This is a genomic window from Stenotrophomonas sp. GZD-301, assembly GCF_049310345.1.
GTDB lineage: Bacteria > Pseudomonadota > Gammaproteobacteria > Xanthomonadales > Xanthomonadaceae > Stenotrophomonas.
This window is the reverse complement of the sequence record NZ_JBMOWY010000024.1, coordinates 32208-50913: the sequence shown is the minus strand read 5'-3', so window position 1 is coordinate 50913 and position 18706 is coordinate 32208. Positions and strand designations below refer to the sequence as shown.

General features: G+C 68.0%; 17 protein-coding genes. 3 read left to right on the top strand and 14 right to left on the bottom strand.

All coding sequences use genetic code 11. From position 1 onward, the window contains the following. Positions 1–105: 105 nt before the first annotated feature. A complete protein-coding gene (locus tag ACO6VK_RS06560) occupies positions 106–1302 on the bottom strand; it encodes an MFS transporter (protein WP_422506099.1) in 1197 nt (398 codons plus the stop codon). A 37-nt stretch (positions 1303–1339) separates the two neighbouring features. Then, positions 1340–2545, bottom strand: a complete 1206-nt coding sequence (locus tag ACO6VK_RS06555) for an MFS transporter (RefSeq protein WP_422506098.1) — start codon at positions 2543–2545, stop codon at positions 1340–1342. A gap of 133 nt (positions 2546–2678) precedes the next feature. Between ACO6VK_RS06555 and ACO6VK_RS06550 the strand changes: the two genes are divergently transcribed. Continuing rightward, positions 2679–3290, top strand: coding sequence for a TetR/AcrR family transcriptional regulator (locus ACO6VK_RS06550; protein WP_422506097.1), 612 nt, complete (start codon positions 2679–2681; stop codon positions 3288–3290). Between the two features lie 96 nt (positions 3291–3386). Here the strand turns inward: ACO6VK_RS06550 and ACO6VK_RS06545 are convergent, their stop codons facing one another. After that, a complete protein-coding gene (locus ACO6VK_RS06545; protein WP_422506096.1) occupies positions 3387–3815 on the bottom strand; it encodes a hypothetical protein in 429 nt (142 codons plus the stop codon). A gap of 603 nt (positions 3816–4418) precedes the next feature. Between ACO6VK_RS06545 and pip the strand changes: the two genes are divergently transcribed. Next, positions 4419–5378: a prolyl aminopeptidase gene (gene pip / locus ACO6VK_RS06540; protein ID WP_422506095.1), complete on the top strand. Its 960-nt coding sequence runs from the start codon at positions 4419–4421 to the stop codon at positions 5376–5378. Here the strand turns inward: pip and ACO6VK_RS06535 are convergent. The 11 genes from ACO6VK_RS06535 to ACO6VK_RS06485 all read right to left on the bottom strand — a co-directional run bounded on the left by ACO6VK_RS06535 (position 5375) and on the right by ACO6VK_RS06485 (position 18063). Continuing rightward, positions 5375–5911 (bottom strand): hypothetical protein, encoded by a 537-nt coding sequence (locus tag ACO6VK_RS06535; protein ID WP_422506094.1) that lies wholly within the window; start codon positions 5909–5911, stop codon positions 5375–5377. The two genes, pip and ACO6VK_RS06535, sit on opposite strands and share 4 nt — an antisense overlap. Before the next feature lie 68 nt (positions 5912–5979). Next, positions 5980–7344, bottom strand: a complete 1365-nt coding sequence (locus tag ACO6VK_RS06530) for an XAC2610-related protein (RefSeq protein ID WP_422506093.1) — start codon at positions 7342–7344, stop codon at positions 5980–5982. Positions 7345–7408: 64 nt separating this feature from the next. Next, positions 7409–9721, bottom strand: a complete 2313-nt coding sequence (locus tag ACO6VK_RS06525) for a CocE/NonD family hydrolase (protein WP_422506092.1) — start codon at positions 9719–9721, stop codon at positions 7409–7411. Positions 9722–9791: 70 nt separating this feature from the next. Then, positions 9792–12155: a GH92 family glycosyl hydrolase gene (locus ACO6VK_RS06520; protein ID WP_422506091.1), complete on the bottom strand. Its 2364-nt coding sequence runs from the start codon at positions 12153–12155 to the stop codon at positions 9792–9794. 95 nt (positions 12156–12250) lie between these two features. After that, entirely contained in the window at positions 12251–13738 is a 1488-nt protein-coding gene (gene proP, locus ACO6VK_RS06515) for a glycine betaine/L-proline transporter ProP (protein WP_422506090.1), read from the bottom strand. A 299-nt stretch (positions 13739–14037) separates the two neighbouring features. Continuing rightward, positions 14038–14667 (bottom strand): hypothetical protein, encoded by a 630-nt coding sequence (locus ACO6VK_RS06510; protein ID WP_422506089.1) that lies wholly within the window; start codon positions 14665–14667, stop codon positions 14038–14040. 3 nt (positions 14668–14670) lie between these two features. Beyond that, positions 14671–15012, bottom strand: coding sequence for a type II toxin-antitoxin system prevent-host-death family antitoxin (locus tag ACO6VK_RS06505; protein WP_422506088.1), 342 nt, complete (start codon positions 15010–15012; stop codon positions 14671–14673). 69 nt (positions 15013–15081) lie between these two features. Next, positions 15082–15408 (bottom strand): thioredoxin family protein, encoded by a 327-nt coding sequence (locus ACO6VK_RS06500; RefSeq protein WP_422506087.1) that lies wholly within the window; start codon positions 15406–15408, stop codon positions 15082–15084. Positions 15409–15414: 6 nt separating this feature from the next. Further along, positions 15415–15828: a host attachment family protein gene (locus tag ACO6VK_RS06495; RefSeq protein WP_017357372.1), complete on the bottom strand. Its 414-nt coding sequence runs from the start codon at positions 15826–15828 to the stop codon at positions 15415–15417. Positions 15829–15950: 122 nt separating this feature from the next. After that, positions 15951–17057 (bottom strand): alpha/beta hydrolase, encoded by a 1107-nt coding sequence (locus ACO6VK_RS06490; protein ID WP_422506086.1) that lies wholly within the window; start codon positions 17055–17057, stop codon positions 15951–15953. A 46-nt stretch (positions 17058–17103) separates the two neighbouring features. Continuing rightward, a complete protein-coding gene (locus ACO6VK_RS06485; protein WP_422506085.1) occupies positions 17104–18063 on the bottom strand; it encodes a hypothetical protein in 960 nt (319 codons plus the stop codon). A gap of 337 nt (positions 18064–18400) precedes the next feature. Here ACO6VK_RS06485 and ACO6VK_RS06480 point away from each other — a divergent pair, with 337 nt between their 5' ends. After that, positions 18401–18688 (top strand): RebB family R body protein, encoded by a 288-nt coding sequence (locus ACO6VK_RS06480; RefSeq protein ID WP_026070992.1) that lies wholly within the window; start codon positions 18401–18403, stop codon positions 18686–18688. Positions 18689–18706: the final 18 nt, after the last annotated feature.

Sequence of the window (18706 nt, the reverse complement as noted above, 5' to 3'; positions counted from 1 at the left end):
AGCATTACGTCACACAAACTGAACGCACTGGGACGCTGGTTCCTGCGTTGAATGAGGCGCGTGGTCGCGCGGTGCGACAGACTGCGTCGCACCGCATTGCCCGCGTCACGATACGACGCGTGTGCGTGCCTCCGTCAGGCGACAGACAAACGCCGCCACAACCGCCAGTGCAGCGCATGTCGCCGCGGCCCACAGCACCGTTGTGATGCCGTGGCGGTCCATGAGCTGCCCACCGGTCCAGGCCCCGAGTGCAATGCCGACGTTGAAGACAGACACATAGAAGGCGGCCGCGATCTCCATCGCGTGCGGGGCCGCGCGCATCATCCAGGTCATCAGCCCCACCGATACGCCGCCATACGCCAGACCCCACACAATCAAGGCTGCGCCGCCGCCGGCCGGCGTGCCACCCAGGGTCAGGAACAGCACCGGCGTGAGCAGCAGACCGAGTGCGATCGCAACGATGGTGCGTGTGGTGTGCCGCGCGGCGACCGTGCCGGCCAGGAAGTTGCCGGCAATGCCCGCCAGGCCATAGCCGAACAGCAGCGCGCCGACCCATTCGGCCGCGACGCCGGACCCGCTCACCAGCAGCGGGCGCACGAAGGTGAAGGCAGCGAAGTGTCCTCCCACCAGCAGCAGCGTCAGCAACAGGCCGATCTGCAGGCGTCGGTTGCGCAACTGCGCGGCAACGTGACGCAGCGAGGTTGAGTGGCTGACCGGCAATGCGGGCAGGACGATCACGTGCAGGGCCAGCACCAGCGCACTCACGATGGCCATGCCGCCGAACGCCCAGCGCCACCCCGCCATCCCGCCGATCAGCGCGCCCAGCGGAACCCCGAGTACGGACGCCGCCGCCACGCCGCCGAAAATGAGCGAGGTGGCCAGCCCAACGGCGTTGGCCGGCACCAGGCGCGCCGCCAGCCCGCCGGCGATGGCCCAGATGCCGCCCATGCAGAACCCGACGAGCGCGCGTGCCGCGAGCATCCAGGCCATGTCGGGCGCCAGCGCGCTCGCCACGTTGGCCAGCGCCAGCAGGCCAAGCAACCCGCACAGGATGTGGCGCCGATCCACCCGCCCCGCGCCGAGCACCACCACCGGCGCGAGCACGGCCGCCAGCAGCGCAGGCACCGAGATCATCAGCGCAGCGGTGCCGGGGGTGCTGTCGAGGGCAGTGGCGATCGGCGTGAGCAGGCCGACCGGCAGCATCTCGGTGGTGACCACGGAGAACGTGGCCAGGCCGACGGCGATGACCGCGGCCCACGGGTGGCGCACGGCCGGCGCGTTGAGGGAGGAAGCATCGTTCATGCGGTGGGTCCGTACGTGGGAGAGACGAAGGGCGGTGTCATGCAGCCGCAGCGGTGTTGACTGCCGTGGCGCGCAGGCGGTGATGCGCGATGCCGGCCAGCAGCACCACGGCCGCACCGCCGGCGAACGCCACCGCGAATCCCGCACGCGCGCCCTGCCCGTCCACCACCTGCCCGGCGATCGCCGCGCCCATCGCCACGCCGATGTTCAGCCCGGCCAACAGCCAGGTCATGCCCTCGGTCAGGCGCGCCGCGGGGACGATGCGTTCAACCAGTGACATCGCCACGATCATCGTCGGCGCGAAGAACGCACCGGCCAGCAGCACGGCGGCAGACAGCGCCGGGATGCTCCCCGCCAGCAGCAGGGGCGCGGTGGTCGCGGCGGTGGCGATGCCGCCGAGCAGCAGCAGACGGTGGAGCGGGATGCGCCACGCAACCGCCCCGAACAGCAGGCCGGCCGCACATGAACCGGCGGCGTAGGCGGACAGCACCAGGCTGGCCGTGGCCGGCCGGCCCAGTTGCGCCGCGAACGCCACGCTGGCGATGTCCACCGTGCCGACGATGACGCCCATCGCCACCATCAGGCCGGTGAGCAGCCGCACGTGGCGGGAGCGCAGGACGCTGCCGCCGCCGTGGCGACCCGCATCCGCCGACGGGGGCGGTTCGGTTGCCCGCTGCACCACCAGGGCGAGCACGCCCAGTACCAGCAGCACTGCTGCCAGCAGCAGCCCGGCCTGCGGAAACACCGCGACCGACAGCCCCACCGACAGGGGTGGACCGGCAATGAAGGTGACTTCGTCGAGCACGGTTTCCAACGAGTACGCGGTCTGCAGGTGCGGCTGCCCACGGAACATCGCCGTCCAGCGCGCCCGCACCATCGCCGACATGCTTGGCATGGTGCCTGCCAGCGCGGCCCAGACGAACAGACTCCAGGCCGGCGCGTGCCAGTAGGTGCTGGCAATCAGTGCCAGCATGCCGACTGCGCTCAACGCTGTCGCCGCAGGCAGCACCCGTGCCTGCCCATACCGGTCCACCCGCGCGGAGATCTGCGGGGACAGCAGCGCGTAGGTCAGCACGAAGGTGGCGGAGACGGCGCCGGCGAGCGCATAGCTGCCGTGGGTCCGGGCCAGCAGCGTGATGATGCCGATGCCGGTCATGGGGAGCGGCAGGCGGGCCAGCAGGCCTGCCAGAACGAACGCGCGGGTGCCACGGGCGCTGAACAGCGCCCGGTAAGAGGTGGACATGTCGGTCTCCGAGATCAGGTCGCTTGCCTCCCAGGAGGCGGCGGCAGACAATACATACATTGCGTATGTATAAAAGCATAGTTACATACGTCGCGTATGTAAATGCCCTGCCCTTGCCACCCCAGGAACCGTGATGGCCCGTCGTACCCGCATTGAGATGGAACAGACCCGCGCCGCCTTGCTGGCCTCCGCACGCGCCGCCTTCAGCGAGCGCGGCTATGCCGAGACCTCGATGGATGACCTCACCGCCCAGGCGGGCCTGACCCGCGGCGCGCTCTACCACCACTTCGGCGACAAGACAGGCCTGCTCGCCGCCGTGGTGGCGCAACTGGACGCGGAGATGGACGCACGTCTCCAGGCGATCAGCGATTCCGCGGCCGATCCGTGGGACGGCTTCCGGACGCGCTGCCGTGCCTACCTGGAGATGGCGCTGGAGCCCGAGATCCAGCGCATCGTCCTGCGCGATGCCCGCGCCGTGCTCGGTGGCGCCTCCCCGGATGCCCAGCGCCACTGCATCGCCTCGATGCAGGCGCTCCTGGACAGGCTCATGCGCGACGGCGTGGTGGCGCAGGCCGACCCGCACGCACTGGCCGCGCTGATCTACGGCAGTCTCGAAGAGGCCGCCTTCTGGATCGCGGACGGCGAAGCGCCGGCGACGCGGCTGCTGCAGGCAGGCACTGCGCTTGATCTGCTGCTGCGTGGGCTGCGCGCCGATACGCACACGGATACTGCAAAGCCCACATAGAACAGCGCACCCACCACAGCGTTACCCGCCGCCGGCGACGACGTGCCCTCGGAACGCGGCGGCGCTATAGGACCATGCGCACATCGCTGGCAGCCTTCATGGCCTGGGCCAGCTTCCACCGGGTGCCATCTGCCGCCTGAAATGCGCGGCCTGCATATCAGCCGCCGCCAACTCCTGCGGATGCGCGTCGCCGTACCGGATCGCGAACGTCACGCCCGCTTTGTGATCGCCAGCCAGGTACGCAAGGCGCAGATAGGTCATCGCCAGAGGGCGGTTCTTCATGTCATGCGCGTTCTGGTAGATGTCCGAGAGGAGGTAGAGCGCGTAGATGTTGCCGTCCTGCGAGAAGCTCTGGACGAGCGCACCAAACGCCTCCCGGTGCTGTCGCTCCCTCAGCAGCGCCTGCGCGTACAGGCTGACATCCACCGGAGCGCCGGTTCTATCGGCCTCCCGATGGAGCTGATCCGCGCTGAAGGCGCGGGCCGCATCGATCTGATCAGCCGTTGGATATCCACGGACCTGCATCCATACAGCTTCCTCCGGCGTCGCAGCGACCAGTGGGTCATCACGGCACGCGTCCGGCGTTGCGCGGCAGGCGTAACGCTGGAACAGCGCAGACCGAGGTCGGCGGGGCACTGAACCTTGCGCTTCTTTTGGGGCGCGCGGCGAAACTGCGTCCGAAGCCGTGGCGGCGACCTGCCCGCGCGGCGGCACGGCGACGTCGTGTGGCTCTGGTCGCGTGTCCTCGTATGCAAGGTAGGCGATGGACACAACCACTGCGGTCGCCACCGTCAGTAACATCGTTCGCCTAGTCGCGATCCGTTGCAAGGGCACCTCCCACGGTGATGACCCACGCGCCCCCTTCTGTATCGACCACCTTCCATGCCATGACGTCGTTCCTTACGAGGATTGCAGGCCTTCAAGAGCGCGGACCGCCCCGATTCCGCCGTTGACGGTACCCCTGTCGCGGCCTCCAAAGAAGTGATTTCATCCTATCGGCACCCGGGTTCTACACCCGGAAATTGATCGCCGCGAAGATCACGACAGAGAACATCGGTTCTATCCGTCCAACTTTATGCAGGCCAGGCTGGAGCGTATGCTCGCAGCCTGCTTAGACGAGACACGCCCATGCGCACGCTCTACCCGGAGATCACCCCGTTCCGCACGCATCAGGTTGCAGTGGATGACCTGCATACGCTGTTTGTCGAAGAGTGCGGCAATCCCGATGGCATTCCCGTGGTGTTCCTGCATGGCGGCCCGGGCGCGGGCGCGTCGCCGACGCACCGGCGTTTCTTCGATCCGGCGCGCTATCGCATCGTGCTGCTGGACCAGCGCGGCAGCGGGCGCTCCACGCCGTTCGGCGCGCTGCAGGACAACACCACGCCGCATCTGGTGGCTGACATCGAGCGCATCCGCGAGCGGCTGGCGATTGACCGGTGGCTGGTGTTCGGCGGCTCGTGGGGGTCAACGCTGGCGCTGGCCTACGCGCAGGCGCATCCCGAGCGGGCCACCGGCCTCATCGTGCGCGGTGTGTTCCTCGGGCGCGTCGAGGAGAACCGCTGGTTCAATGAAGCCGACGGCGGTGCACGCTGGCTGTTCCCGGAACGTTGGGCACGCTACGAGGCACACATTCCAGAGGCCGAGCGCGGCCATCTGATCGAGGCGTACTGGCAGCGCCTGGACGCCGATGACATGGCCACGCGCATCGCCGCCGCGCAGGCGTGGCTGGGCTGGGAAGACAACGCGGCCACGCTGGTGCACAACGTCGATGCGGTGTCGGCCGACGACCCGCTGCACACGCTGGCCAAGGCGCGCATCGAGGCGCACTACTTCCGGCACAACGCATTTCTCGCGCACGGCCAGCTGCTGCGCGACATCGATCGCATCCGACACCTGCCGGGTGTGATTGTCCAGGGACGTTACGATGTGATCTGCCCGCCACGCAGCGCCTGGGACCTGGCCTGTGCATGGCCCGAGGCGCGCCTGGAGATGGTGCTGTCCGGCCACAGCGCGACCGAGCCGGCCACCGCCGATGCCCTGGTGCGGGCGACCGATGCGTTTGCGGATGGGCTCGACGGCCGCGTCTAGCGCTGGCGTTTGATGAGGGTGTCCAGACAGTCGGGCCGGTCTTTCCTGCCGTCGATGAAGGCGGTGTAGTCGCCGACGTCCTTCTGCAGCGAGGTTGGCGGCGTCCAGCCCTTGGGCGGCCGCTTGCCGCCCGCCGGCATGAAGCTTAGCGAGGTGAGCGGGCCATGCGCGGCCTCGAGGTGCTGCACCGGATAGCACGCCTCCGGCGCCATCTGCAGCACGATCATGCGGGTGGCGCCGGCCGTGCTGGGGTGCCGCTGGTACTCCACGAACGCAACCGGGTAGCCGTCGGCCGAGGTGAACGGCGCACTGCGGAAGGTCCGCTGCCACGCCGGCTCGGTGGCGGAGAAGCTGCCGTAGGCCGCTTCCAGCGTCGGGATGTCCGGCAACGCGTTGTCGCGCAGCAGGCCGTCGGTGATGGTCTCGACAGACGCCGGGGGTGCGGCCGCGACGCTGACGCTCAGCGAGGCTGCCACGATGCCGGCCAGCCACACCCGGCGCCGATGAATCTGAAACAGAGAACGACTGTCCATGATCTGCCCTGCTCCATCCGATGGTGGGTCGATGGTAGCGCAGCCGCCGGACAGGCGGTGCGGGTCGCCTAGCGCGCGCGGGTACGGCGGGTCCGGTAGACCATCTTTCCGTCGATCAGCCGGCCGGTCGAGGTTTCCTCGTGGCGTCCATCGGCGGACAGGCTGGTGGTGATTTGTTCGACGAGCACCAGCTGGCCCTCCATGTAGCGGTAGGTCTCCGCCAAGTGCGTGCAGCAACCGCCCCGCTGGAAGGACAGGATGGATCTGCTGGGCGCGTCGATGTCGAGCTGCGACAGGTCGGACAGGACCGGATCGAGCACGAAGCGCTGCTGCGCGCGGTCGAACAGGAGGATGTTGCTGGTGGCGTTCGGGCCGGCGCCGCCGGACAGCCCCGGCAGGCGCAGGTCGGGGGCGCCATCGAAGTTTGCATCCACCGTCTGCAGCAGGTCCGGCGAGGCCTGGGTCGGGCCCGCCTCGATGTCACGCAGCACCTGGCGGCGCGCGCCCGTGGTGGCGTCCAGCACCGCCAGCGCAACCGGCAGCACCGCGCCCTCCTCGTCCTCTGCCGGCAACACGCCCACCTGGAAGCGCAGGCCCGGCAGTGTCACGGACTGGTCGATCCACTGCAGCGGTTCGAGCGCGTCACGATCCAGCCAACCGCGCGTGCGCGTGCCGTCCGCTGCGATACGTTCGATGCCGTAGCCCTCGCCATCGCGGTCGATCACCGCGACGAAGCTGCCCGCGCCAACCTCGCCGATCCTGGTGGACGATCGAGCGGCGGCAAGCATCGGCACCGGGCGCGCCACGAACAGGAGGTCACGGTAGGCATGTGGCTCGATCAGCACGAAGCGATCACGATAATGGGTCACCTCGTACTGGTTGAGGGTGCTGCCGTAGGCCTCGCGCGCACAGACATCGGCGATGGCACAGATGCCGGCCTCTTCCGCCGTGGGCGCGCGCACCGCGGGCACCCGGGTGGCGCCGATATGGCGCTTGACGTTCTCGTAGCCGATCGTGAACCCGTCGGCCGTCGCGGCCACGCGGGCGTCGTCGCCGCCGATGGCGATACGGCAGAACGGCCGCGCCGTCGCGTAGTCGTTCCAGTTCGGGAACGCATAGGCCTGGCACGTACGGCGGCCCGGCGTATCGCCGTACGCGTCAGCGGCATCGGAGAGAAAAACCAGTGTGTTCAGGCCGGCGGTCTCGTCGCGCGAGACCATCGCGTAGCGCACCCGGGCGGCGTCGGGGATGGCGTGCTCGAACCGGTCCTGATGGGACTCGCCCTCCACCGGTGGCAGTGGCGCGGCCTCGCGGTGGGCGCCGGCGACGAGCCGGTAGAGGCCGGGCGCCAGCAGGTCGGCGGCGGCGACGTGATTGACCGCCGACAGCGCCATGACGGCGGCTGCGATGACTGTTCCCTTGCCTGACTTCATCAAATGATCCGTTCCACATCGCACACTGCAGGCGCGGATTGTACCTGCCTGCGCGGCGGCCCCGTCAGGGCGTTGCCGGGCCCGCATCGGTACTGCGCACCGGTATCCGGATCATGCTGTCCGACCGCCAGTCGATCCGCAGCGGCTCGCCGGCATCGGCCACAGACTCATCACTGACGTCGCGGCCGGTACCGTGGTTGACCTGGTGCATGGCGTCCTTGAGCACGTCCACGACCACCACGAGACGGCTGCCGGGCGCGGTGCGCCGGGCGGTCATGCGGGTACGCTCGAACGGCAGCGGTGTCCACGCGCCGGGCGTCAGCAGCATGCGCGTGGACATGTCGCGCGCATGGCTGGCGCGGCCCACGAAGTAGGACAGCTGCATCAGGCGGCCATCGGCCAACTGCTCATGCAGCACCACGCTGATGTCGACATCGCGCTTGTTGATGCGCACGTTGAGCAGCCCGGAGAACGTGCCGACGATATCGACCGGCTGCGCGAAAGGCGCGCTGACGAACACCAGCCCGGGGCCCGGCTCAAGTGCATCGCGCACGATCGGGCTGGGGTAGTACGCGCCCTGGCGGGTGCTGCGGTCGGCGAAATCCACCTGCTGGCTGAGGAAGGTACCGGCGGCGGGACGCGTCGGGCTGAGCCGGTGCCGGGCGCTATCGCCGTCCGGTGACGCGGACAGGTACAGCGTCATCGGCGCATCGGCGGCAGCGGCCAGCGACGGCGCATGCCCCCACTGGTTGGCGCCCATCAGCTGGTAGTTGATGCGGTCGGCCAGCAGCGTGGGCCGCGGCGCCCCGCGCAGCACGTGGTCCAGCCACTGGAAGGTGATCGCCTGGGTGTCGAACTGCGCGGCCGGGTCCACCGCATACCCGCGCAGCGCCATTGCCTTGGTGGCGGACTGCGCACCGAAATGGTCGTACGGGCCGATCAACAGGGTGTGGTCCGCGTTCGGCCGGTGGCGGTAGTGCTCCTTGAGGTACTGCAGCGCGGAGATCTGCCCATCGTCGTAATAGCCGGTGATGCTCAATACCGGGATGGCGATGTCGGCGAACTGCGCGCCGTAGGGCACCATGTCCTGCCAGTAAGCGTCGTAGCTCGGGTGGCGCAGCCAGCGCTGCAGCCACGGATTCGGCGTGCCATCCACCTGGTCGATCTCCCGGTATGGCCGCCCAGAGGCATACCAGAGGTCGGGCAGCTGCGACCAGCGCTCGTGCTGGTCATAGGTGGCATCGTCCAGCAGGCGCGTGTTGGCGACATAGAACGGCCACGCGTAGTTCGCGCTGAGGAAGACATTGTTCTCCATCGGCAGGCCAAGGCCAGGAATGGCTGCCACGTACGGCACGATGGTCTTCAGCGCCGGGTGCCGGTAGCGTGCCGCCGCCCAGGCCGCAAAGCCGGAGTAGCTGCCGCCGTACATGCCGACACGTCCGTCACTCCAGGGTTGCCGGCTGATCCAGTCGATTGCGGCGTGCGCGTCGCGGCCTTCGGTTTCGTAGGGCGCCGGTGCGCCCGTACCCAGCCGCTTGCCCCGCGCATCCACCACGATGCCGGCGTAGCCGCGCGCCGCCGCCTGCAGTGCCTGGCTGCGGTTGCGCGCGGGCTGGGTGTAGACGGTGAACAGCATCGCGGTCGGCAGGCGCGGTTCGGCAGTGCGGCGCCGGGCCAGATGCGCGGACAACGTTACGCCCTCGCCGACCGGGATCAACACGGCATCGTCGATCACGAAACGGCGCGTCTCGTCCGCACGCACCAGCGCGGGAGCGTGGACATCCGCGGCACGGTAGGCCTGCACGAACGCAGCCTGGCGGACCAGCTCCAACGCAGCATCGCGCTCAACCGTTGGTTTGCCTGCCTGCGCCGCAAGCGCATCGCGCAGGCGGGTGGTGGCCTCCGCCAGATCGGCGCTGAGCCAGGTGTGCGTCTGCACCGCCGCCAGATCGTCCAGCGGCGCCACCCGCGCCTGGAACGCCGCCGTATAGGCCGGGCCGAGCGTGGCGACGGCACCGGACGGCGTGCGCGCACGGGCCTCGGCAAGCAACAGGAACGGGGCCCAGCGCGGCGCACGGGACGCACGCTCCGGCGCGTCGAGCGCGGCCAGCAGCGCGTCGATGTCCCTGACCGCCTGCGCGGGCCGGCCGGCGACGATCAGCAGGTTGATCCGTTGTGCGGGCGTGAGGCTCGCCGGCGTGGCGGATGGCTCGAGCAAAGCCTGCGCAAGCGGTGCCAGGCCATCCTCGGGGTTGGTCTGCCCCTCGGCGGTGGCCGGCCATGCCAGCGGCCCTGCGGATGCGGCGACGGCGGACAGGAGCGGCAGCGTGAGCAGCAGCGCGCACAGCCAGGCGGTACGACGACGGGCGATGACCACGGGAGCGTCCTTGCTGATCGGGAGGATGGCGGCGCATGGCCACCGTCCTCCGATCATACGGGCGCGCGGCTCAGCGCGCCCCGGCGGTGGACATCGAGTACGGCTGCTCGCCGCCCTGCGCCGGCCACGCGGTGTTCGGCGTGGCCTGCAGGGTGAAGCGCAGTTCGCCGCCGGCCATGATCTCGTCGTGGCGCAGGAAGGTGCGCTGCAGCGGCACGCCATTCAAGGTCACCGCGCCCACGTAGCCGTGCGCGGGGTCCAGGCCATCGGCGACCACGGTGAAGGTGCGGCCGTTGGGCAGGTGCAGCGCCGCCTTCGGCAGGAACGGACGGCCGATGATGTACTCGCCACTGCCGGGCGCCACCGGGTAGAAGCCCAGCGCGGTGAACACGTACCACGCCGACATCTGGCCGAGGTCGTCGTTGCCGGCCAATCCATCGGGGCGGTCGGCGTACTGGGTGTCCATGATCTGCTTCAGGCGGGCCTGGGTGCGCCACGGCTGGCCGGCGTACGCGTACAGATAGGCCACGTGATGGCTGGGTTCGTTGCCGTGCGCGTACCAGCCGATCAACCCGGTGATGTCTTCCATGTGCTCGAAGATGGACGGGTCCACCTTGGCCTCGAAGACCTGGTCCAGCCGTGCAAGCAGCTTCTCGCTGCCGCCATGCGCGGCGGCCAGTCCGGCAACGTCCTGCGGCACATACCAGGAGTACTGCCAGGCGTTGCCTTCGGTGTAGTCAGTGCCATAGCCACTGGCACTGGGGTCGAACGGGGTGCGGAAGCTGCCGTCGCGCTTGCGTGCGCGCATGAAGCCGGTGTCCGGATCGAACGCGTGCCGCCAGTTGCCGGCGCGTGCATCGAAGGTGGCCTGCACGTCCTTGCGGCCCATTGCCTGCGCCATGCGTGCGATGGTCCAGTCGTCGAAGGCGTACTCCAGCGTTTTGCTCGCGGCCTCGCCTTCCTCGTCGATCGGCACCCAGCCCAGTTCGCGATACTGCGCGATACCGTCGTAGGGGCCGTAGTTGGCGGTGGCCACCATCGCAGCCAGGGCCTTGTCGGCGTCGAAGCCGCGGATGCCCTTGATGTAGGCATCGGCGATCACCGGCACGGCGTGATATCCGATCATGCACCACGTTTCCTGGCCGTGGAACGCCCACACCGGCAGCATGCCGTACGGGCTGTGCTGCTGGTGCGCAAGCAGCGAGTTGACGACGTCGCTGTTGCGCTTCTCCGGCTGCACCAGGGTGAGCAGCGGGTGCAGCGCCCGGTAGGTGTCCCACAGCGAGAATGTCGAGTAGTTGGTATAGCCCTCGGTACGGTGCACGGCATTGTCGGCACCGCGGTACTGGCCATCCACGTCCATGAACAGGGTCGGGCCGAGCAGGCTGTGATACAGCGCGGTGTAGGCACTGCGCCGGTCATGTTCGGGTGCCTCGATCTCAATGGCCGACAGCGCCTGGGTCCACTGCTGCTTCGCCTCGGCGCGGACGCGATCGAAATTCTGGTCGCGCGCTTCGGCGTCGAGATTGGCGATGGCACCGTCCTCGCTCACCGACGAGATCGCCACGCTGACCACCAGCGGCGCATCGAGCGTGCCGAAATCGAAGGTGCCGACGAGCTGGCGGCCCTCAATCTGCGGGCGCTGGGTGGGATCGGTGTGACCCGGCGGCGGGAAACCCTTGTAGGCGATGTCGGTCTCGGTGTTGTGCAGCGCATGGCCGGTCAGCGGGCGCGAGAAGCGCATGGCGAAGTAGAGCTGACGGCCCGGCGCCCAGCCGCGGGTTTCGCGGAAGCCGGTCAGGGTGCCATCGGCGCGCAGACGCAGGCGCGACCACAGGATCTTGCCGGGATAGTCGTACAGGCTTGTGCGCAGGTCGAGCAGAACGCGTGCCTGCGCGCCGCGCGGATAGGTGTAGCGGTGCACGCCGGTGCGCGCACTGGCGGTGAGCTCGGCGCGCACCTTGTAGTCGTCCAGGGTGACCGCGTAGTAGCCGGGCTCGGCCGTTTCGTTGTCATGGTGGAAGCGCGAGGCGTAGCCGCTGCGGGGTTTTTCCGGGTCGCCACGCTCAATACCCGGGTCGCCGGTGAACGGCATCACCAGGACATCGCCGAGGTCGGAGTGGCCGCTGCCGGAAAAGTGGGTGTGCGAGAAACCAACGATGCTGGTGTCGTCATACCGGTAGCCGGCCGCCCACCCGTACGCCTTCTCACGCGGCTGGATGCGCGTGTCCGGGCTCAACTGGACCATGCCGAACGGCACCGTGGCGCCGGGATAGGTGTGCCCTTCCCCGCCCGTGCCGATGAAGGGATCGACCGCCGCGTAGGCGCGTTCGCCCACTGTCAACGGTGCTGCCCCTGCTGCCCCTGCTGCCCCGGCCACCAGCATCGCGCCGACCGCGAGCCCCCACCACCGCACCGTCCCCGTCTTTGTCATGGCGTTGAATTTAGATCGATTCAAGTTGAGTCGATCCTAGCACCGGTGCACGCCGCCCGCATGCTGCAGTGCATGGGGCGGCGCCTGCGCGTGGCTCACGCCGGCCGCGCGTCCTCCGGGACCGCCGTCTCCGGCAGGGTCGGCCGGGTGGCATCCACGGTCACCGGCGCATCGCTGCGCAGCAGCGCACGGGCTTCGGCTTCGCTGGCCACCGCCGGCGGCGAGCCGCGCAATGGCAGGCGTGCGGTTTCGTTGACGAACAACATGGTGATGACGCCGATCACGGCCGCGCCCATCAGGTAGTACGCCGGCACCAGCGGATCGCCGCTGCGTTCGACCAGCCAGGCGGTCACCAGCGGCGTGGTGCCGCCAAACAGCGAGACCGACACGTTGAAGGCGATCGACAGCGCGCTGTAGCGCACCGGGGTGTAGAACAGCGCCGGCAGCGTGGACGGCATCGAACTGGTGAAGCACACCAGCGCCAGGCCCAGCAGCATCAGGCCGAGGAAGATCAGCCAGTCGTTGCCGCTGCCCACCAGCTTCAGGCACGGAATGGCCAGCGCGAACAGCGCGATGCAGGCACCGATGATCATCGGCCGGCGGCCCAGTCTGTCGCTGAACAGCCCGCCCACCACGTTCAACGGCATCATCACCAGCATGACGATGATGATCAGCAGCAGCCCCTTGCTTTCGGCGTACCCCATCGTGACGCTGAGGTAGCTCGGCATGTAGGTGAGCAGCATGTAGTCGGTGACGTTGAAGACCAGCACCAGCCCCACGCACTTGAGAAGCTGCGGCCAGTGCACGCGGAACAGTGCACCCAGTCCCGGGCGCTCGTGGTCGCGCTTCTCCGCCTCCTCGGCATAGGCACGGAACGCGGGTGTTTCCTCCAGCTTCATGCGCATGTACAGGCCCAGCAGACCCAGCGGGCCGGCCACCAGGAACGGAATCCGCCAGCCCCACTCCAGCATCTGCGTGCTGCTCAACGCCATGTGCAGTGCGGTCACGGTGCCGGCACCGGCGATGTAACCGCCGAGTGTGCCGAACTCCAGCCAGCTGCCCATCAGGCCGCGGTTGCGGTCGGTGGAGTACTCGGCGATGAAGGTGGCCGCGCCACCGTATTCGCCGCCGGTGGAAAAGCCCTGCACCAGCCGCGCCAGCAGCAGCAGCGCCGGCGCCCACAGCCCGATGCGGTCGTAGGAGGGAATGAGGCCGATGCTGAAGGTGCCCAGCGCCATCAGGATCATGGTGAACGCCAGCACTTTCTGCCGGCCATATTTGTCGCCGAGCGGGCCGAATACCAGCCCGCCCAGCGGGCGCACCAGGAAGGCGACGGTGAAGGTTGCGAAGGTGGCGATCAGCTGCGCGGTGGGGTTGCTGGCGGGAAAGAACACCTGGCCCAGCGTGACCGCGATGTAGCCGTAGACGCCGAAGTCGAACCACTCCATCGCATTGCCGAGCGCCGCCGCGCCCACTGCTTTCTTGAGCATCGGGCGGTCGACGACGGTGACTTCGTCGACCTGCATCTGGCGGCGGCGTTTGAACCAGCCGAAATGGGCGTGTGCGGCATGCAGGTCCTGCATCTGCTTTCTCCTGGAAGCATGGCCATCACCACGCCCGAGGTCCCGCGCACGGCACAGGAAAGAACCGCCTTCGGAAGAACGCGGCACGATGCGCGAAGAAGGGGTGGCAACAGGCGATCCCGGACGGCCGCGTGGAACTCCACGGCGCTGCAGGAAGGATGACCGAGAGACGGGCAATGGCCCGAGACAATGATCAAGCGAGCCATGTTACTACAAACGGCTTCGAGCGTCCTTATCTGCTCTTCACGCGCCGCAGGAAACCGCTGAATTCCAGCGGTTTTTCACGTTTTTTCAGCGCATCAATCACGTGCGGCGTGCAGTTCCATCGCGCGCATCACGATCGGTTTGGCCCAGTCCGGCGTCTGCAGCAGCTCGATCACCGAGACGGGATACTGCAGGCCACTGCGGTCCATCTGCAGCAACGGAAGCGGCTCCACCCTGCCCTGCGCATCGGGGGGTGCACTGTTGTCGTACACGTGCAGCGTGGCCAGGTGGGGCAGCAGGTCCAGCAGGTTTTCGCGCGCGGAATCGAAGCGCGCACGGATCTTGTCGTGGGGGATATCGTGACCCCCTGCGCTGACCCGTGCCGCCACCCGCTCCAGGTGCAGCGCCACGCTGCCCAGGCCGCAGAACCAGATCTCGACCTCGTGGGTCAGGCAGGCCTCGCGCAGCAGGCGTGGGATGGTGTTGCCGCCCAATGTGGTTTCGAACGCGAAGTCGCTGCCGTTCGCCATCGCCTCACGCAGCCGGCGTGCGCCTTCATTCCAGGCAGCGGCGTTGGCCGCGTCCAGCGCCCAGCCCTGATCGACCAGGCAGCGGGTGAAGGTGTCCGGGTTGAACCAGGACAAGCCGTCTTCCTCGAGCCATGTGCCCAGCAGCGAGCTTTTGCCGGCGCCATTGACGCCGGCCAGCACCAGAATCCGCCCCACGGGTCAGAGCGACGGGCCGAGCGTGACCTTGCGGCCGCGGCGGATCGGCTGGCCCATCACCTTGCCCAGCCCGCCCTCGCGGCCCAGGCTGGCCAGACGGGAGTCGAACTCCACCCGCAACCGTTCCAGCTCACCCAGACGCTCATCACCGTCGGCGCCGGCGGCCTTCGCCAGCAGCTCCTGGTAGGCCTTGATGTCCACGATCACCGCTTCGGGGTGGTTGTGGTTGGTGATCACCAGCGCCTGCTTTTCGCGCACGGTGCGCATCAGGCTCGGCCAGCCACGGGTTTTCACCGACGAGGCGGTGGCCTTTTCCAGGCCGGGGACATCCAGGGGCAGGGTCATGGCAGGCTCCAGCAGGCGGGTCTTGGGGCCACTATACCCTTTTTGGCCAAATTGGGGATAAATGCCAATTTACCCCCGTGCCAGTGCAGCCGCCAGCGGGCGCAGATCGTCGCTGTCGCGGGGCCGTACCACCCGCGCCCGCTCCTGCCCGTCATGCAGCAGCACCACTGTCGGCCAGAGTTTCACCCGGAAGGCGCGCCCCAGCGGGCGCCCCTTGCCGTCTTCCACCTTCAGGTGGGCAAGCGCCTGGCCATCCACCAACGCCTGCAGCGCCGGTTGCGCCGCGATGCAGTGCCCACACCACGGCGCTCCGAACTCCAGCAGCAGCCAGCCCTCGCTGGCCGCAATGCTGGCCGCCTCGGGCTCGACGGCCACCGCGTCGCGCGCGAATGCCATCGGCGCTTACCCGAGGGCGCGCTGGATGTCTTCCAGCGGCGCGTTGGTGAGGTCTTTTGCGATGTCCTGCAGCAGCCGCGCCTGGGTCTCCTTGTGCAGCTGCGGGCGGATCCGGCCCAGCGTCTGCGGGTCGGCGATCAGGATCAGGTGCGCGTAGCGGTTCTTCAGCGCATCCTCGTTCAACTGCGCCGCCAGCTGCTTGGCGAAGGTCGCCTCGTTGAGCTGGGCAATGCTCATGTCCTGCGGCATCGAGCCGGAGGGACCCTGCCCCGATACCCCGTGTTCGCTGATGTCCTGCACCTTCAGTTCGTCCTGCTGCTTGAGCACGGGTGCGTGGCGGGTACCGACGTTGGTGAACACGCGGGCCGAGCCGCCGTCAGCGACGATGATCAGGGTGCCTTCGGGGATGTTGGGGTTCATGGTTGACTCCTTCTGCGGGGAACGGGCTGCCGTAGCGCCCGTGTCCCACCGTAGGCAATGCCATGTAAGCGTCGTGCATACGGATGTGTGCACTCCGTATGCACGGCGGCCGGTGCCGGCGGTTACGGGACCGGCAGCGTCATCTCCAGGTGGCGGGCAAAGAAGCGCGCCATGACCCGATAGGCCTGCTGGCTCTCGGGCAGCCGGGCGTCCAGGTGGAAGGCGTGACCCAGCCCGTCCCAGACATGCAGATCCGAGGTGCGCCCCAGGTCGACCAGGCGCGAATGGGTGTAGGCCACGTTGCTGAGTTCGGCCGCGCGGGTGGCGGTGATGAACAAGGTTGGCGGGAACTGCGCGAGCACCGCGTCGGAGAACACCGGCGATACCAGCGGATCACGGAAGTCCACGTCGCCGTAGTACAGGTCCTCGGCAATCGGCAGTGTGCCGTCGGCGTGCGGCAGCAGCGCGTCGTTGAGCGCAGCGGCGACATAGCGGGTATCGCCGCCATAACGTGCGTCGCCGCCTGCACAGAACAGGCCTGCCGCCCCCGGCATCGGCAGTTTCTCCCTGGCAAACCACGCCAGCGATTCGCCGGTCAGCACGCCGCCGGCCGAGCAGCCGAACAGGCCGATATGGCGTGCCGGGAACCGCTCCAGCGCGGCGCGGTATACCGCCGCCACGTCTTCGCTGGCGGCGGGGAACCGATGTTCCGGCCCCATCCGATACTCCACCGCCACCACCGTGGCGCCGGTCATTGCGGCCAGCGGGATCGCCTCCATCAGGCCCAGGCTGTTGGCGCTGCCGAACACGAACGCGCCGCCGTGCAGTTCAATCAGCAGGCGTTGGCGCGCCGGCGTGGTAGGCGCGCTGCGCGGTTGCACGCGCACCACACGCACGCCGTTCCAGGTTTCCTGGTGCAGGGTGACTGGATACCGTTCCTGCAGCGCGGCTACTTCGCCTGCCGCCCAGGCTTCGGTGCCGCGCCGCAGCTCCGGCAGCGCCTTGAGCAGGGTCGCGTTGTCCATCTTCGCGGTGGGGTCGCCGTGGGTGATGGCGTTGGCGACGCTGGCTTTGGCCTCGGCGCTCAGATACGGCGACACCGGCAGATCGAACGCCTGCACGTGGCGGATACCGGGGGTGGTGGGTGTTGGTTCGGCGGCGGCCGCGAGGCCTGCGCACAGCAGGCCGACCATCAGGACGAAGCCGCGCGTCAGCAGTGTGCGATTCATTTCAATACCCGTCTCAATATGTGTCGTGGCGGCGAGGCCTATTCCATCATGGCGTGCGGTTGTGGCCGCGGCGCACCACGGCAGTGGGCCTGGACGTCTTCTGCCTTGCGACAATGTCTTCAAGAATCTCGCTCTCAACCTCGTTGCGAGCGCGCATCCTGACCGCTTCCAGCTCCTCGTCGGTAAGCTCGCGGCCGCGCATGTCACTTTCCTCATCTCCAAGCTCCTCCGCTCGCACATCCACCCGTTGATCCCGGTCCGCCATCCGCTTTTTGTGCCGGGCTACATGATCCAAAATCGCCTCGCGCGCCTCATCAATCTTGCGTTGGCGCTCGTCGTACAGCGCCTCCTCGTCCGTTTGTTCCTTGCTCAGGACGCTTCGAAGTGCTGCACGAACCGCTGCTGCAGGCAACGCAGTCAATCCACCGGCCGCTGCCTGGATGATCAGGATCGACGACTTCAGATTGGAAGCGCTTGATCCCAGAAACCCCAGCAGCATCAAGCCAGACGCGGACGATGCGGCGGAGAGGTTGAGCAGCCAGTCCAGCAGATTCCCGTGCACTTCAATCGCGGGTCGCTTCGCGATGAAGTTGGCCAGCGAATCCATCAGCTCGCCTGGCGGGGATACACGGGTTCGATTCAGCGTCGCATACGGCCATTCGCGACGACGCGGGAAGAGGAAGTACGGCATCTCGTCGCGAGCGGCGTAGGCGTATTGGATCGGAACGCCTGACTGCTCCAGCCAGTCGTACTGAAGGAACTGTGCAACGTTGAACTGGTTCAGAACCGGGCTGCCGGTCGTCACGTCATAGTCCAGTTCCTTGACCTCCAGCAGCAGGATCCTCGCCCCGTCGAGCAGGCCAATGATGTCTCCCGGATACTTGCCACCCGTGACGCCCTGCTGATTCGCGTAAGGCGCAAACACATCGGTGTGCACGGCATTGCGGTCACCGTAGACCTCCAGCGACGCGATGATGGCCGCCTGCACCAGACTCTCCTGCTTCATGCCTGCTCCGTTCCCTGGGTAGTGGCGGCAATCCTTCCATATCCGCTCCTGCCGCACCACCGCTGCGGTACGTAACGCAGCGAATACGGCGCAATCGCGCATCGATGTGGGGAATCTCCCGACAGCTGCGCCCTGCTTTGCCGTCATCGGCGCCGCATTTTCCGTCATCGGCGCGTATCGGCGTTCCGGCCACCGGCCTACTGTGGCCCCACGGTGCAACGACCTTCCGCCACGTGACGCTCCCCGGCACAGCGACAGACCGGTGGCGAATGATCGGCAGGACCCGGACGCCGTGAAATTCCGCCGTCTTGCCTACCCACAACCGCAGGAGATTCACATGGCATTCCCGACCGCCGTCAATGACCAGATCACCGACTCCGTCACCCAGGCCAATACCAAGGTCCTCGGCGATGCGCCGGCGATCGCGATGGGCAACCTGTACCAGGCCACCGCGCAGGCGCTGGCCAACGCTGCCCACAACGCCACCAACGCCCAGCAGCAGAGCTACGTGACCGCGCAGTCGGCGACCACGATGGGTGTGGCCACGCTGTACTCCATCGATACCGCCTCCACCGCCGTGGCCACCAAGGAAATCCTCAGCACCGGCGTTCGTGGCCTGGGCTGATCGCGCATCACTGACCGC

Bases quoted from the DNA above. Each gene is read 5' to 3' on its own strand.
- ACO6VK_RS06520 (WP_422506091.1), bottom strand. From the start codon at position 12,155: ATGACAAAGACGGGGACGGTGCGGTGGTGGGGGCTCGCGGTCGGCGCG.
- ACO6VK_RS06530 (WP_422506093.1), bottom strand. From the start codon at position 7,344: ATGAAGTCAGGCAAGGGAACAGTCATCGCAGCCGCCGTCATGGCGCTG.
- proP (WP_422506090.1), bottom strand. From the start codon at position 13,738: ATGCAGGACCTGCATGCCGCACACGCCCATTTCGGCTGGTTCAAACGC.
- ACO6VK_RS06535 (WP_422506094.1), bottom strand. From the start codon at position 5,911: ATGGACAGTCGTTCTCTGTTTCAGATTCATCGGCGCCGGGTGTGGCTG.
- ACO6VK_RS06485 (WP_422506085.1), bottom strand. From the start codon at position 18,063: ATGAAGCAGGAGAGTCTGGTGCAGGCGGCCATCATCGCGTCGCTGGAG.
- ACO6VK_RS06545 (WP_422506096.1), bottom strand. From the start codon at position 3,815: ATGCAGGTCCGTGGATATCCAACGGCTGATCAGATCGATGCGGCCCGC.
- pip (WP_422506095.1), top strand. From the start codon at position 4,419: ATGCGCACGCTCTACCCGGAGATCACCCCGTTCCGCACGCATCAGGTT.
- ACO6VK_RS06500 (WP_422506087.1), bottom strand. From the start codon at position 15,408: ATGGCATTCGCGCGCGACGCGGTGGCCGTCGAGCCCGAGGCGGCCAGC.
- ACO6VK_RS06505 (WP_422506088.1), bottom strand. From the start codon at position 15,012: ATGACCCTGCCCCTGGATGTCCCCGGCCTGGAAAAGGCCACCGCCTCG.
- ACO6VK_RS06560 (WP_422506099.1), bottom strand. From the start codon at position 1,302: ATGAACGATGCTTCCTCCCTCAACGCGCCGGCCGTGCGCCACCCGTGG.
- ACO6VK_RS06495 (WP_017357372.1), bottom strand. From the start codon at position 15,828: ATGAACCCCAACATCCCCGAAGGCACCCTGATCATCGTCGCTGACGGC.
- ACO6VK_RS06555 (WP_422506098.1), bottom strand. From the start codon at position 2,545: ATGTCCACCTCTTACCGGGCGCTGTTCAGCGCCCGTGGCACCCGCGCG.
- ACO6VK_RS06490 (WP_422506086.1), bottom strand. From the start codon at position 17,057: ATGAATCGCACACTGCTGACGCGCGGCTTCGTCCTGATGGTCGGCCTG.
- ACO6VK_RS06550 (WP_422506097.1), top strand. From the start codon at position 2,679: ATGGCCCGTCGTACCCGCATTGAGATGGAACAGACCCGCGCCGCCTTG.
- ACO6VK_RS06480 (WP_026070992.1), top strand. From the start codon at position 18,401: ATGGCATTCCCGACCGCCGTCAATGACCAGATCACCGACTCCGTCACC.